We start from the raw sequence: 14,213 nt of genomic DNA on the forward strand, positions 1-14,213 counted from the left end.
AGTAGCTCGCGCCGCTTGGCACCAGGCTTGTCGGCCCGCTCTTGGAGGCCCGCTGATTCAACCCGTTGTAAAGATAGACCGCCGTTCCGCCGGACGTCGTGGCATTGCCCATACGCCCCCGATCGGAATACGTATACGCATTGGTACCGTCATTGGTGACGTGACCGGCCGCATCATGCGTCACCGTGGCCGTACCGCCCACGTCCTGTGTCTGCGTCAACCGATTGCTGGTCGTGGCAATGGTGTTGGTGTACGTCGTTCCTCCAACCGTCTTGCTTGTCCGGTTCCCGTTCTCGTCATAGCTGTACGCCATGCTCGTGCCGGCAACTGTGGCCGTCAGCAGCCGGTTCAGATTGTCGTAACCGAAGGTCTGGTTCAGGCCCGACTGGGCTGTGCCGTTGTTCGTGTGCGTATAACCCGTGATCCGCCCCGCCGTGTCCCGGGTCAGCGTGCGCAGCAAGCCCGCCGCGTTGCCCGTGCCGTTCGGGTCGCCCAGGGTGTAGCTGGACACCAGCCCGTTGGCGTCGTAGCCGATCGTGCGCGCCTTGCCGTCGCTCCACTGCCAGCCGGTCACGTTGTTGTCCGCGTTGTAGGTGACCGTGTTCAGCAACGTCTGCGCCGTGCCGCTCTGCCCCGAACCGTTCGGGTTCACCGGGTTGACCGTGATCGCCGTGACGTAGCCCTTGGCGTCGTAGCTGTAGTTCACCCGGCTGCCGCTCGGGTAGGTGATGGCGGTCAGCTTGTCGAACGCCGTGCCACTGTTGCCCCAGCTGTAGCCCACCGTAAAGGTCTTCGTGCCGATGGTGACTGTCTTGCCGGTCAGCCGCCCGCGTGCATCATGGGTGTAGACCGTCTGGCCGGACTCGTCCGTGATCTTGGTGAGTTCGCCCTTCTGGTTGGCCGCTCCGCCCACGCCGCCGTCGTATTCGAAGGCCGTGGCCGTGCCTGTGGAATAGGAAATGCCGGTCAGGCGGTCCAGGCCGTCGTAGCTGAAGGTGGTGGTCTTGCCGCGCGCGTCGGTGCTGGTCAGCACGTTCCCGTTGGCGTCATAGGTGAAGGTGCTGGTGTTGGTGTCCGGGCTGCTCCGCACGGGCGTGTCGCCCAGGCCGTTGCGGGTGTAGCTGGTGAGCAGGCTGCGCGGATCGGCCACGCTCTTGAGTCCGTCCGCCAGGTTCCAGCCGAATTGCGTCACGGTCGGCGAACTGGATCCGGTGTTGGGCGGCTCCTGCGTCTGGATCGGGCGGCCCAGGCTGTCGTAGTAGACATAAGTGACGTGCCCGTTCGGGTCCACCAGCGTGTTCACCCTGCCCATCGCGTCATAGCCGTACTGCCAGGCCATTCCCGCGCGCGTGCCGATTGTCGTGGCCACGGCGCCCGACGCGCTGGAGGTGTTGTTCACGTCGCCCGCATACGCGGCCAAGATGGTGTGGCTGCCCAGGGCCAGGTTGTTCAAGGCCAGCGTTGCGGCGCTGGCCGTCACGGACGCGGTGCCCAATACCGTGGTGCCTTCGCTGAAGGTCATCGTGCCGGTTGGCAGGTAGCCGTTGTCCACACGCGCCATCAGCGTCACGTTCTCGCCCTGGGCGGCCTGCAGGGGCCACACGTTCAACGCCAAGCTGGTCGTGGCCTGGGTGATGCTCTGGGTCACGGTGCTGGACGTCCCCGCCGAATTGTTGGCGTCCCCGGCGTAGACAGCCGTCAGAGGATGCGTTGCCAAGGCAAGCGTGGAGGTGGTCAGGCTGGCAATCCCGCTCGCCAGCGCGCGCACCGCCAGCGTGGCGGTGCCGTCCTTGAACGTGATGGACCCCGTCGGGCTGGTTCCAACGACGGTTGCCGTGTAGGTGACCATGCGCCCGATCGGCGCCGGGTTCTGGCTGGAGGAGAGATAAACACCTGGCGGGTCGGCGCTCTGCGCGAATGGCACGATGTCGTAGGTACTGCCCTGGGAAGCTGTGTCCTCGACGCGACAGGTTCCGCTAGTGCCAGAGGTGTAGCTGTACGAAGCCACTGAAAAAACCGACGGTGTACTCGGGTGCTGCGGCGGGTAGCACTGGCAGCTGGTCGCATGCATGGCGGCCTGCTGGCACACATCTTCCTTGGAGGTACCGGTGATGTTGTAGACGGCACCGTTGCAGCCGCACCCGTAGGCATGCCCCGTCGAATTCCAGATCTCCGCACGTGCGCCGACGCTCCACAGCGCGAGGGCAAGCATCAGGATCGCGGCATGAAACCAGTCCCTTCCTGAAGTCGTTCTCATTGCGAGGCTCCCACCGACTGCTGCAGCCGGCTCAGCGCGTCGAACGATCGGTTGACCGCGCGGTGCAGAGCGCCTGTTGGGTCGCGCAACTCCTCGGCGACGCGATTGCCCATGTTGTCCAGCGTATAGGTTGCGGCGTTGCCGCGCGTGTCCGTCACCCCAACCAGGCGGTGTGCAGCGTCGTAGCTGAAACTCAGCGTCGTTCCGTCGGGCTGCGTCACCTGCGTGACCTGACCCACATCATCGTAGGTGTAGGTGGTGGTGTAGCCGGTACCGCCGGGCGCCGTGGTGGTCATGGTGCTGACCCAGCCACGCGGCGCGTAGGTGATGTCCGTCACAATGCCCTTCGCATCGGTCATCTGCCGCGCGCGACCGGCCGGGCTGTAGGCATTCACGGTCGTGACGTGTCCTTGGGCATTCGTCACAGACTGGAGATCGCCGGCGGTGTGGCCGTCATCGGAGGCTGTCGCGCCGCCATCTGCGAATGCCTGTGCCGGCGGTGTGAAGTTCGCGGTGTAGCGCGCCACGCCTTTGGTGATCCGGAACTCGTCCACATACCCGTTCAGCGCGCGGTCCACGCCGGACTGGCCGCCGATCACGCGTCCTGTGCCTGTATTGCTGTACAGCGCCGCCGTGCCGAGCGCCGTGGTGATGATGGAGCGCACGCCGTTGACGAACGCGTACATGGAGCCGCCGCTGCGCACCACCGCCAGGTGGTACCACTGCCCGTTGGCGAGATTCGCCACGGCCGGCAGCGAGTACGACCATCCAGTTCCGGTCGTCGTCACGTACACGGCGAAGTTGCCGCTGGGATCGATGCTGATCGTCACCCCGTCGTAATAGTCGCCGTCGGCATTCCAGATGCGGCTGTAGTTCCCGTTGTTGGCGTTCTTGTAGATGAAGGTTTCAATCGTGAAATCGCCTGCGCCGAACGCCAAATCGGGGCTGTATGGAATCCGCAGGTAGTCGCCGGAACCGTCGAAGGCGATCGCAGTGCCGCCGAATTTGCTCTGGCCTGTGCTGATGTTCACGTCCCCCACCGCAGTCAGGCCCAGCTGTAGAGGGCCGCTGTCGGTGATCGCGGTGCTGCCGTTCGTACCGTTTCCGTGGAGCAGCAGCGTCAGGCTGCCGTACGAAGGATCACCGCCGCCCGCGAACGCCGTGTCCGTGTAATAGGCGTAGGTGGTGGTCTGCCCCCTGGGGTTGACGCTGCTCAGCACGCGGCCCGTGCCGTCGTAGGTGTAGGTGGAGGTCCGGCCCGGGACCGATGTATCCACGGCACCGCTGCCCAGCAGCGCCTGCTCCACTTGCTTGCAGGCCAGCGCCAGCGGCTTGCCGTCCGAGCGCAGCTGCGCAGAACTGCAACTTGCGGTTGCGTTGCTGTTGAAAGGGTCAGGCTGGCCATGGTAGACCGTGCTGCTTTTGCGCAGCGGCTGCACCACCTGCGTCGCCATCTCCCAATCCGGATGCCAGTCAGTCGTGATCTTCCGCGCCCCGGTGGGAAGCGTGACGGTCGATCCCATCACGCTCGAACACGTGGTCGTGTTCGGCAGGCCTTCGACACGCACCGTTTCCCGGTTGCTCGTGTCATAGGCATAGCAGGTTCTCACGCCCTGGAAATCATCGCGCGAAAGAACGTTGCCGCTGCTGTCGTAGGTTTGAGAACTGATCGCCGCCGCGCAACCCGAACCCGCAGACTGGCTCTGCGAGGTCATCAACGGCGCGCCCGCCACCAGTTGCGCATCCAATGCCGTCGTCTGGCCATTGGGCTGTGTCACCGTCGTGCCGGTCGGGGCATTCCAGGCTCGCGTGCGGTACAGGATTCCGTTGGTTGCGTCGAAGTTGTCCGTCACCGTCCGCACGGGCGCGGTGCCGTACGTCACTGCGAACCTGTTCACGCCGCCCGCGTACTCGGTGCTGATCGCCCGGCCCTGCACGTCGTAGGCAAACGTGGCGAACCGGGTGTTTTTCTCGTCGACCTTGCCGGTCATTGCCCACGGCACGTTGGTATTCTCATACAGGAACCCAAGCACCTTGCCGTCGCTCCAGGTCAGCGAAGTCAGGTTCTGCGATGCGTCATATGCGGCAGCGATGACTCCCGCATCGGGCCCGGTGATCTGCGACACCAGCCCGTTGCTGCCGTAGGCGAACCTGATCGTACGCCCCTCGCTGGAGCGAACCCTGATCAGGTTGTCACCTGCATACGAGAACGACAGGACCGCGCCCGACGCCGCTTCCACCGCCAGCAGCTTGCCGCCGGCGTCGAACGTGTCGATCTCACCCGTCGCGCTGTCGGTGAACCGGTATCCCCCCGTGAGGCTGACCAGCTTGTGCACATGGCCGCCCGCGGCGGTGAAGCCACCCGAGCCATTGCCGCTGAAGCTCGCGACGGTCCCATCCCCGCGAGAGACCAGGGCCGCTTTCTGCCCAATTGAAACGGCCAACCTGCGGTGGAAGGTGGAGCGCCACAAGGCTCCGAACGACCTTTGTTCGGCAAGCGCCGTATCGGCATCCGTCTGGCTGGCTGGCAGCTTGTTCGTTGTCTGGTACGTGAGCACCAAGTCCAGGCCGCCCAGGGAAAGGCCACTCTGGACGACATCGACTTTGGCGCCCGTCAACGGCAGGATCGGGTTGCCGAAGCGCGGGCAGCGGGTCCTGTCGGACTGCGTCTGGTCCGTCTCCACCAGCGCGTTGGAAAAGGGAACCAAGTCCCAGGTACTTCCGGCAGATGCCATGTCTTCAATCCAGCAGGACCCGGCGGCTTCGCCCTCCACATACCTGTATGACTGCACCGTGAAAACCGAAGCCGTGGTCGGGTGTTGCGGGGGAAGGCAACCGCAGCTGCTCGCGTGCGCGGCGGCCTGCTGACACACGTTTTCCTTGGACGAACCCGTGATGTTGAACACCTGACCGCCGCATCCGCACCCGTACGCATGATTCCACGAAACCCAGGTCGCAGCACTGGCCTGACCCCAGAGCAGGCATGCCCCCAACAGGACAGCGATGACGCGCCGTCCCCCCAGCAGGATTGCCCTGCCCAAACCCGAATGCAGACCCATGGTTCCCTCTTCGCTTATTGCTGTGCGGCGGCACTTTATGAGGAATTTGGCCAGAGACCCAGCGCAGTGAAAGAATCTGTCTGATTCAGGTGACAGGTTTCGGGGCGGAAGACAGGGACTGCAGGAGCCGCGCCTGCTCCAAACTACTTCGTGGAGGCACGCCGCGCCGGCTTCGGCGTCGCCATATAGCGCGCATCCGCACCCAGAAACCGCTGCAGGAATTGCCTGAAGCCGGCGGCCGCTGGCGACAGCTGCCGGTCGCGCCGTGTCCACACCAGGAACCTGCGGGTGATGGTGGGCTTGACCAGCACGCGCGCCTGCAGCTGCTGCATGCCGATCAGCGACTGCGCATACGGCATGCAGGTGGTCACGCCCAGGCCGGCGCGCACCATGCTGAGCGCGGTGGTGACGAACGCCACCTCGTGCGCGGGGCTGAGCGCCACCTTCTGGCGCGCGGCCGCCAGTTCGGTGTTCAGCAGCGGCGTGTACTCGCCTTGCAGTGAGATCAGGTCGTAGCCGCTCAGCGCGGCCCAGCTCACCTCGCGCAGCGCGCCCAGTGCATGGCCTTGCGGAAACACGGCAAGGAACGGCATCTCGAACAGCGTGCTGGCCGCCACCTCGGGCGACACCGCGCGCTGCGGGCCGATGCCGAAGTCCACCTCGCCGGCCAGCACCCGCGTCACCACCGCTTCGGGCGCGCTGTCCACCACGCGCACCTGGGTGGCCGGCTGCTCGTCGCGAAAGGCCGCGATGGCTTCGGGCATCAGCGTGCAGGCCATCAGCTGCGGCACTGCCACGCGCACCACGCTGCCGGCCTGCTGCTTCCATTCGGACACCGCGTCCACCGCGGCGTCCAGGTCCTGCAGCAGCCGCTCGGCCAGCGGCAGGAAGGCCGCGCCCGCGTCCGACAGCCGGACCCTGCGCGTGGTGCGGCGCAGCAGCGAGGCGCCCAGCGCCTCCTCCAGGTCCTTGAGCGCGCCGCTCAGCGCCGCCTGGCTCACGTGCAGGCGCGTCGACGCCTCAGTGAAGCCACCGAAGTTGGCGATGGCCACGAAGGCGCGCACCTGCTTGAGTGTGAGATTAATCGCCATTTCCGATCAATATATCCAAAAAATAAGCTTGCCCACTGGGGTGGTCAGCTTCTCCAATGCAGGCTCGGAGTACCGGCGCCGCCACGCAGATGGCGGCGCACACGTTGAAGGAGACAAGCCCCATGCACCGTTCGATGCGCGCAGTCCTGCGCTGCCTCACCCATGCCGCCGTCATTGCCGCCAGCGCGGCGGGCGGCACCGCCTTTGCCCAGGCGGCCTACCCCAGCAAGCCGATCAAGTGGATCGTCGGCTACCCGCCCGGCGGCGGCACCGACTACCTGGCGCGCACCGTCGCCACCCAGATGGCCGAGCAGCTGAAGCAACCCATCGTGATCGACAACAAGCCCGGCGCCGCCGGCATGATCGGCGCCGACGCCGCGGCCAAGGCGGAACCCGACGGCTACACCGTGTTCACCGCCGACAACGGCATCCTGGTCTACAACCCCGCGCTGTACAAGAAGATCAGCTACAACCCCGAGCGCGATTTCGCGCCGCTCGGGCTGATCGCGCGGGTGCCGCTGATCGTGGTGGCCGCGCCCAGCGCCAACATCAAGACCGCGGCCGACTTCGCGGACAACCTCAAGCGCAACCCCGGCCGGCTGTCCTATGCGTCGCCCGGCAACGGCAGCCCGCACCACCTGGCCATGGAGCTGCTGAAGAACCAGGCCGGCCTGTTCGTGGTGCACGTGCCGTACCGCGGCGCCGCGCCCGCCATGCAGGACGTGATGGGCGGCCAGGTGCCGCTGATGGTGGTTGACGCCTCCAGCGCCATGACCCACATCAAGAGCGGCAAGCTGGTGCCGCTGCTGCACTTCTCGGCCAAGCGCATGGCGCAGCTGCCCGACGTGCCGACCGCCATGGAGCTGGGCTACAAGGGCGTGGAAGCCTATGCCTGGCAGGGCCTGGTGGTGCCGGCCGCCACGCCGCAGCCGGTGCGCGAGCGCCTGTCGCGCGAGATGCAGGCGGCGGTGGCCAACCCCGCCGTGCGCAAGAAGCTGGCCGACGCCGGCTGGGACCCGATCCAGAGCGACGGGCAGCTGATGTCCGTCTACACGATGGCCGAAACCCGCAAGTGGCACAAGCTGATCAAGGACCGCGGCATCACCGTGGAATAAGCCTGCCGCGCACCCCGCTCAGATGCCCTCGGGCTTGATCTGGGCGCGCGCGATCACCGGCTTCCAGCGCGCTTGCTCCTGGCGGATGAAAGCCTCGAACTCGGCGCGCGTGTTGCCCACCGCCAGCGCCGTGTCCTGGCCCAGCTTCTCGCCCACCAGCCGGCTGCGCACCGCCTTCACGGCTTCGGCTTCCAGCTTGTCGATGTTGGCCCGGGCCATGCGCGCGGGCGCCAGCAGGCCGTACCACTGCGTCATCTCGAAGCCCTTGTAGCCCTGCTCCGCCACGGTGGGCACGTCGGGCAGCTGCGGCAGCCGCGCCGTGGTGCCGGTGGCGATGCAGTTCAGCCGCCCCGCCTTGATGAACTGCAGCAGCGCCGGCGCGCCGACCGCCGCGCATTGCAGCCGGCCGGCCATCAGGTCGGTGAGCATGGGGCCGGTGCCGCGGTACGGCACGTGCACCACGAAGGTCTGCGTCGCCATCTTCAGGTACTCGAACGCCAGGTGGCCGGCGCTGCCGTTGCCGGCCGAGCCGTAGTTCAGCCGGCCCGGCTGGCTCTTGGCGTAGGCGACGAAGTCCTTCAGGTTCTTCACCGGCAGGTCCGGGTGCACCACGTACAGGCTGGGCACCTTGGAGATCAGCGTGATCGGCACGAAGTCCCGGTTGGGGTCGTAGGGCAGCCTGGCGAAGATGTACGGGTTGACCGCCAGCGTGCCGATGTGGCCCAGGATCAGCGTGTGCTCGTCGGTGGCCGCCGCCACCTCCTGCATGGCGATGTTGCCCGCTGCGCCCGGCTTGTTCTCGACGAACACGCTCTGGCCGATGGTCTTGCCCAGCTCGCCGGCCAGCGCGCGCGCCACGATTTCGGAGCTGCCGCCCGGCGCGAACGGCACGATCAGGCGCAGCGGCTTGGTCGGCCACGCGCCCTGCGCGCGCGATGCAAACGGCTGCGCCACGCCAGCGGCACCGGCCGCGGCGGCGAGGAAGGAACGGCGATCGAGCAACGGCATGGGCGGGCTTTCAGGAAGGATGGAGGCGCGCGCGGTAGCGCGCCGGCGAGATGCCCAGGTGTTTGGCGAAGGCGTGGCCCATGTGGGACTGGCTGGCGTAGCCGCAATCGATGGCAACGTCGGCCAGCGGGAGATGCCAGTCACGCACCAGCTGGCGTGCGCGCTGCAGCCGCCGCTCGGCGATGTATGCGTGCGGCGTCATGCCGGTGGCCTGGCGAAAGCCGCGCAGGAAACGCAGCGGCGATTCATTCACGTGCGCGGCCAGGCAGGCGAGCGACAAGGTTTCGACGCCGTCGGCCAGGCCGTCCTCGATGCACTGCAGCACCGGCGCGTAGCGCGCCTGCAGGTGCCACGCGTCGTGCAGCGCGCGCTCCGTCGGCAGCAGATCGGCGCCAAGCGACAGCAGCGCCTGCACGGCGGCGTCCAGCGGTGCATCGTCTTGCGCATCCGTGCAGAGCATGGCGGCGCGCACGCGGAACGCCTGCTTGAGCAACGCGGCCTGCGCGGCGCGCTGCACGCGCTGCGGGGGCAACTGCGCATCGTCGGCGCCGGCGGCCCAGCGCACCACCAGGTATTCGCCGCCCGCGTCCGACGCCGAATACACGTCCACCCCGGGCGGCGTGAGGGAGGCGGTGCCGGCCCAGGTGTCGAAGTCGGTGCGCCGGTCTGAGCCGACCGCGTGCACGCCGCGCTGGCGCTCCAGCGCGACGCCCAGGGCGGCCAGGTGGCTCGCGTCGCGCGCGGCATAGGCCGCGCCGGGAAGCAGTTCCATCGTGAAGGCGCCGAGCGTGCGCTTCACCGCTGAAATTCCGTGATAGACCCGCACCCCGCCGCCGGCCATGATGCGGCCCTGTCTTGCGTGAAGAAGGATGTTGCGATGCGAACCATTGGACTGATCGGCGGCATGAGCTGGGTGTCGACCGCCGAATATTACCGGCTCATCAACCAGGCGGTGGCCCAACAGCTGGGCGCGCTGCACTCCGCGCGCATCGTGCTGGTCAGCGTGGACTTCGCCCCGGTGGCCCAAGCGCAGCACGACGGCCGCTGGGACGCCGCCGCCGCGGTGCTGGTGGATGCGGCGCAGCGGCTGCAGGCGGCGGGCGCCGACTGCATCGTGCTGTGCACGAACACCATGCACAAGCTGGCCGACCGCATCGCGGCGGCCGTGCCGCTGCCCTTCCTGCACATCGCCGACGCCACCGGCGCCGCCGCGCGCGCGAGCGGCCTCACCACCGTGGGCCTGCTGGCCACCGGCTTCACCATGGAGCAGCCGTTCCTGCGCGAACGGCTGGAACGCGAGCACGGCCTGCGCGTGCTGGTGCCCGATGCGCCCGCGCGCGCCGACGTGCACCGCATCATCTACGAGGAGCTGTGCAAGGACGTGGTCACCGACGCGTCGCGCGCGCGCTACCTGCAGGTGATCGACCAGCTCACCGGCGCGGGCGCGCAGGCCATCCTGCTCGGTTGCACGGAAATCGCGCTGCTGGTGAAACCCGAACACACGCAGCTGCCGCTGCTGGACACCACGGCGCTGCACGCGCACGCCGCGGTGAATTTCGCATTGGCGCAGATGCCAGCCCGAAAGGACGCGCCATGAAGCTGGCCGGCCTGGACCACGTGGTGCTGACGGTGCGCGACATGCGGCGCACCATCGACTTCTACTGCGGCGTGCTCGGCATGCGGCACGAAGTGTTCGAAGGGCACTACGACTCGCTGCACTTTGGCAGCCAGAAGATCAACCTGCATCCGTACCGCGGCGAGTACCTGCCGCATGCCGACATCACGGTGCCGGGCAGCGGCGACTTCTGCTTCGTCTGCGAAGGGCCGATCGGCGACGTCGTTGCCGAACTGCATCGCATCGGCCACCCGATCGAACTCGGCCCGGTGCCGCAGACCGGCGCGCGCGGCGCGATGCAGTCGGTCTACATCCGCGACCCGGACGGCAACCTGCTCGAAATCGCGAGCTACGACGCGCCCGCCTGATCCGCGCGCTCAGCTCGACCTTGAAGTATCGCGTCACACGAGGGTACAAATACCGCGAAGACTGGTAGCTGGCGGATGCAATCCGCAGTGGCTACAACCAACACCTGGCTCCGTTTTTTATACAAGATGGCTCGTCTAAAGGGGCGTACAGCACCGGGCGTGCCATTCATACCAGGGAAGGTAGATAGATATGTCGATCGATTATGCATCGCTGCGCACCGCCGTCGAAACCAAGATGGGCGGCATGCTTCGCACCATGTACGAGAAGCTGCCCATCGGGCGCTACTTTCGCGACTCCTCGGACATTTCACGGCAGCTGTTCATCCGCCACACCATCCAGACCATCCTGCGCATCCGCCTGGCCCGCGTGGCCGATGCCAAGACGCTGGTGCTGCTGACCAAGACAAACCCGCGCGCCGCGCAGCTGTGGGCCCGCTACGCGGACGAGGAGATGCTGCACGACCGCCTGTTCCTGCAGGACATCCAGCGCATGGGCATGACCGAAGAGGCGGTGTACGCGACGCGGCCCTTCCTGGCCACCCAGCTGCTGCAGGGCTACATCTACTACACGCTGGAGCACGAGGGCCCGCTGGGCCTGCTGGCCAAGGCCTACTTCCTCGAGTTCGTCTCGTACCACACGCAGCGCGAGTGGAACGTCAACCTCGAGCGGGCGCTGGGCAGCGGCGCCATCGAAGGCGCCAAGGCGCACATCGCCGTGGACGAGGGCGAGGACCACATCGGCGACGTGTGGAACGTGGTGGCGATGGAAGTCCACGACGAGGCCGACGCGCAGCGGCTGCAACGCTACATCGACACCTACTACCAGCTGTTCACGGCCTACCTGCAGGAGCTGGCCTCCAGCGACGGCCAGCTGGACCTGGGCACCATCACGGCGCCCAAGGCGGGCGACCAGGCAGCGGACCCGGCAACAGTCCACACGCCGGCCGAGGCCAGGCAACCCGCCGAGCTCCAGGCCGCGGCCTGAGCCCCTTGTCTCGCAGCGCGTGCCGGGCGGGTGGCCGCCGGCGTGCGCACGCCCAACAAGCCGCATTGCCATGGCCAGCACCGCTGCCTTCCTGTCGCGCGCCGCCGAGTCCGTTGCCTCGGCCTGCGCGCGGACCTACCTGCTCCTCGCGGCGCGCCGCGCGGACGTGCGCTTTCGCGTGCTGCGCGACGAGGGCACGCTCGAACGCGTGGGCGCCCTGCGCAAGAGCGTCTACAGCACCGCGCATTCGGCCTACCTGCTGGCCGAGCTCGACGCGAACGGCCTCGACGAGTTCGACCGGCGCGCCACCGCCTTCATCGCCGAGGACCGTGGCGCTGCCGGCGAGACCTTCGCGGCGATCCGGACGCTGCGCCATCCGTTCGAGGTGCTGCGCTTCGTCAGCCCCGAGTTCCTGGCCGACAAGCTGGGCACGCGGGACAACGCGCGGGTGATCGAGGTGAGCCGCCTGGTGAGCTCGCGGCCCAGCCGCAAGGTCACCAACAGCCTCGTGCTGTTCGGCGGCGTCTACCTCGCGCTGCACGGCGTGACCCGCTACTTCGCCTATGTCGCGGTGCCGGAGCACGGCAGCCCGCATCCGCCGGCCGACACCTTCCGCATTCCGCACCGCCGCAGCGGCGACTACGTGATCATGAGCGGCAGCATCGCCAGGCACGCGGCGCGCATCGGTCCGCGCCTGTGGCGCAGCACCAAGTCCAGCGGCTCCGCGCCGCTGCCGCGGGACACCAAGCGCGCCTGAGGGCGCCGTCCACCGCCTCCAAGACAACACAACCGCATTCCAGGAGACTTCCATGCCCAAGGTTCTCGTCGTCTCGCTCGCCATGTCCGACGCCGGAAAAACGACGGCGGCGCGCGCGGCCATCCGCTTCCTGCGGTCCCGCGGGCTGCGCGTCGCCGCGTTCAAGCCGGCCGGCGAGATGTGGCTCTACAAGGACTGGACCGCCGTCTCGCGCGCGCTGGACCAGGGGCGCTTCTACGGCAACGACGCCTACCTGCTGAACCGCGACGCCGGCGCACCCTTCAGTGAGGAGGTGATGTCGCCGTCTGCGCGCGTCGTCGTGCCGGCCCGGCACGATCACAGCGGGCAGTACTGCCCCACCATCGCCGCGCGCTGCACGCTGGACCCGGAGAACGGCCGGCATGTGGTCGCCATCGATCCGCAGCGCCTTGCCGCGCTCGGCCTGCGACAGCACTTCGACAAGCTGCTCACGGCGCCCGGCGTCACGGTGCGCGAGTTCTCCACGCTGGAGGAATTGAGCCGCCTGGTCGGCGAGTACATGCCCCAGGGCATCGCGGCCTGCCACCGGCACATCGCCGCGCGCTTCGACACCGTGGTCTGCGAAAGCGCCGGCTTCTCCGCGCTGCCCTGGGCCGGATTGAAGGACTTCGACCACGTGATCGCCATCAACCACGGCTACGTGCAGCTGTACGACGGCGACGCCTACCGCCGCAGCTTTTCCGCGCAGCACGAAGTGGCGGTGGACTCGAACTGGGCACGCGACCACGAACCGCGCGAAAGCGCGGTCTGGCGCAACTTCTCGCTGGTGCGCGCGGCGCAGGTGGTGGCCGGCCTGGAGCCGGTGGCCGAAGCCGCGATCGCGCCGCTGGACCACGCTGGCATCGACGGTGGCTTCGAACGCGCGGTGGGCAGCCTGCTGGCCCAGGTGGAAGAGGTCGCATGAATGAGGCCCCCGCTTCGGCCGCCTTCCGCATCCGGCTGCTGCGCCCGGACGGCGCCTCCTTCCTGTGCGCGGCCAACCAGACGCTGCTGGACGCGGCGCTGCAAAGCCGCGTCGCCGTGCCCTACGGCTGCGGCGTCGGCCGCTGCACGGCCTGTCGTGCGCGCGCGGTCGAGGGCAGCTTCAAGCGGCTGGACACACTGGTGAACAAGCGCGCGCCCGCGCCCGACGTGGTGTATCCCTGCTGCACCAAGCCGCTGAGCGACATGGCGCTGTCGTACGCGGAGGTTTGACGACGATGGACACCGCCACGCTCACCTTTCCCGGCGACACCACTGCCGCCACGGCCGCGGTGCCCTCGTGCGTACGCGACGGCGCCATCGATCCGGTGCGCCTGCTGCAGGACCTGATCCGCTTTCCGACCGAACACGACTGCCGCGGCTGCGTCGCCTACATCGCCGACCTGCTGGCGCATTTCGGCATCTCCAGCACGCGCCATGTGCAGCAGGAAGAGCGGCCCTGCCTGGTGGCGCGCATTGCCGGGCGCGGCAGCGCGCCGCCGCTGCTGCTGTACGGCCACGTGGACGTGGTGCCGGTGGCCGGGCAGGACTGGTCGGTCGACCCCTTCGCCGGGCTGGTGCGCGACGGCTTTGTCTGGGGCCGCGGCGCGCTGGACATGAAGGGCGGCATCGCCATGCTGGTGACGGCCTTCGTCGCAATGCACCGCACGCCGCCGCCGGGCGACGTGATCCTGTGCATCGTCTCCGACGAGGAGAGCGGCGGCCAGGACGGCGCGCAGTTCCTGGTCGATGCGCATCCCGAACTGTTCCACGGCGTGCGCCACGCGCTGGGGGAATTCGGCGGCTTCAGCTTCGACCTGTTCGGCAAGCGCTTCATGCCGATCCAGGTGGACGAGCGCCGCTTCGTCGGCATCACGGCGCAAGTGGTGGCGGCCGGCGGGCACGCGGCGCTGGGCGGCACCGGCAACGCGGCGGTGGTGGCCGCGGAACTGGTGCGC

At 67.9% G+C, this 14,213-nt stretch carries 13 protein-coding genes; 8 read left to right on the plus strand and 5 right to left on the minus strand.

Annotation, left to right across the window (positions count from 1 at the left end):
• The 3 genes from H0U68_RS01780 to H0U68_RS01790 all read right to left on the minus strand — a co-directional run.
• Nucleotides 1–2,257, minus strand: a 2,257-nt coding sequence (locus tag H0U68_RS01780) for an Ig-like domain repeat protein (protein ID WP_296352446.1), incomplete at its 3' end; no start/stop codon positions are given.
• Entirely contained in the window at nt 2,254–5,316 is a 3,063-nt protein-coding gene (locus H0U68_RS01785; RefSeq protein WP_296352447.1) for a LamG-like jellyroll fold domain-containing protein, read from the minus strand. The genes H0U68_RS01780 and H0U68_RS01785, both read right to left, overlap by 4 nt.
• 143 nt (nt 5,317–5,459) lie before the next feature.
• On the minus strand, nt 5,460–6,407 hold the full coding sequence (locus H0U68_RS01790; protein ID WP_296352448.1) for a LysR family transcriptional regulator: 948 nt from the start codon (nt 6,405–6,407) through the stop codon (nt 5,460–5,462).
• 122 nt (nt 6,408–6,529) lie between these two features.
• Here H0U68_RS01790 and H0U68_RS01795 point away from each other — a divergent pair, with 122 nt between their 5' ends.
• Nucleotides 6,530–7,522 (plus strand): tripartite tricarboxylate transporter substrate binding protein, encoded by a 993-nt coding sequence (locus tag H0U68_RS01795; protein ID WP_296352449.1) that lies wholly within the window; start codon nt 6,530–6,532, stop codon nt 7,520–7,522.
• 18 nt (nt 7,523–7,540) lie between these two features.
• On the opposite strand, the gene H0U68_RS01800 is transcribed toward H0U68_RS01795, so the two are convergent.
• Both H0U68_RS01800 and H0U68_RS01805 read right to left on the minus strand, forming a co-directional pair.
• The gene (locus H0U68_RS01800) at nt 7,541–8,530 is read right to left on the minus strand and encodes a tripartite tricarboxylate transporter substrate binding protein (RefSeq protein ID WP_296352450.1); all 990 of its coding nucleotides are present in this window, start codon (nt 8,528–8,530) and stop codon (nt 7,541–7,543) included.
• A 10-nt stretch (nt 8,531–8,540) separates the two neighbouring features.
• Nucleotides 8,541–9,329 (minus strand): helix-turn-helix transcriptional regulator, encoded by a 789-nt coding sequence (locus H0U68_RS01805; protein ID WP_296352451.1) that lies wholly within the window; start codon nt 9,327–9,329, stop codon nt 8,541–8,543.
• A 78-nt stretch (nt 9,330–9,407) separates the two neighbouring features.
• On the opposite strand from H0U68_RS01805, the gene H0U68_RS01810 reads away from it, so the two are divergent.
• From H0U68_RS01810 to H0U68_RS01840, 7 genes are all read left to right on the plus strand, one after another.
• Nucleotides 9,408–10,127, plus strand: a complete 720-nt coding sequence (locus H0U68_RS01810) for an aspartate/glutamate racemase family protein (protein ID WP_296352452.1) — start codon at nt 9,408–9,410, stop codon at nt 10,125–10,127.
• Nucleotides 10,124–10,513 (plus strand): VOC family protein, encoded by a 390-nt coding sequence (locus H0U68_RS01815; RefSeq protein ID WP_296352453.1) that lies wholly within the window; start codon nt 10,124–10,126, stop codon nt 10,511–10,513. Before H0U68_RS01810 ends, H0U68_RS01815 begins: the two co-directional genes overlap by 4 nt.
• Before the next feature lie 190 nt (nt 10,514–10,703).
• Nucleotides 10,704–11,498 carry a hypothetical protein gene (locus H0U68_RS01820; RefSeq protein ID WP_296352454.1) on the plus strand — a complete coding sequence of 265 codons (795 nt, stop codon included), beginning with the start codon at nt 10,704–10,706 and terminating at the stop codon, nt 11,496–11,498.
• Between the two features lie 70 nt (nt 11,499–11,568).
• Nucleotides 11,569–12,255, plus strand: a complete 687-nt coding sequence (locus tag H0U68_RS01825; protein ID WP_296352455.1) for a hypothetical protein — start codon at nt 11,569–11,571, stop codon at nt 12,253–12,255.
• A 52-nt stretch (nt 12,256–12,307) separates the two neighbouring features.
• Nucleotides 12,308–13,198: a hypothetical protein gene (locus H0U68_RS01830; protein ID WP_296352456.1), complete on the plus strand. Its 891-nt coding sequence runs from the start codon at nt 12,308–12,310 to the stop codon at nt 13,196–13,198.
• Nucleotides 13,195–13,488 carry a 2Fe-2S iron-sulfur cluster binding domain-containing protein gene (locus H0U68_RS01835; RefSeq protein WP_296352457.1) on the plus strand — a complete coding sequence of 98 codons (294 nt, stop codon included), beginning with the start codon at nt 13,195–13,197 and terminating at the stop codon, nt 13,486–13,488. The genes H0U68_RS01830 and H0U68_RS01835 overlap by 4 nt, the downstream gene beginning before the upstream one ends.
• Before the next feature lie 5 nt (nt 13,489–13,493).
• Nucleotides 13,494–14,213, plus strand: a 720-nt coding sequence (locus tag H0U68_RS01840) for a M20/M25/M40 family metallo-hydrolase (protein ID WP_296352458.1), incomplete at its 3' end; no start/stop codon positions are given.

Source organism: Ramlibacter sp. (assembly GCF_013697775.1).
In the GTDB taxonomy this organism is placed as follows: domain Bacteria; phylum Pseudomonadota; class Gammaproteobacteria; order Burkholderiales; family Burkholderiaceae_C; genus Ramlibacter.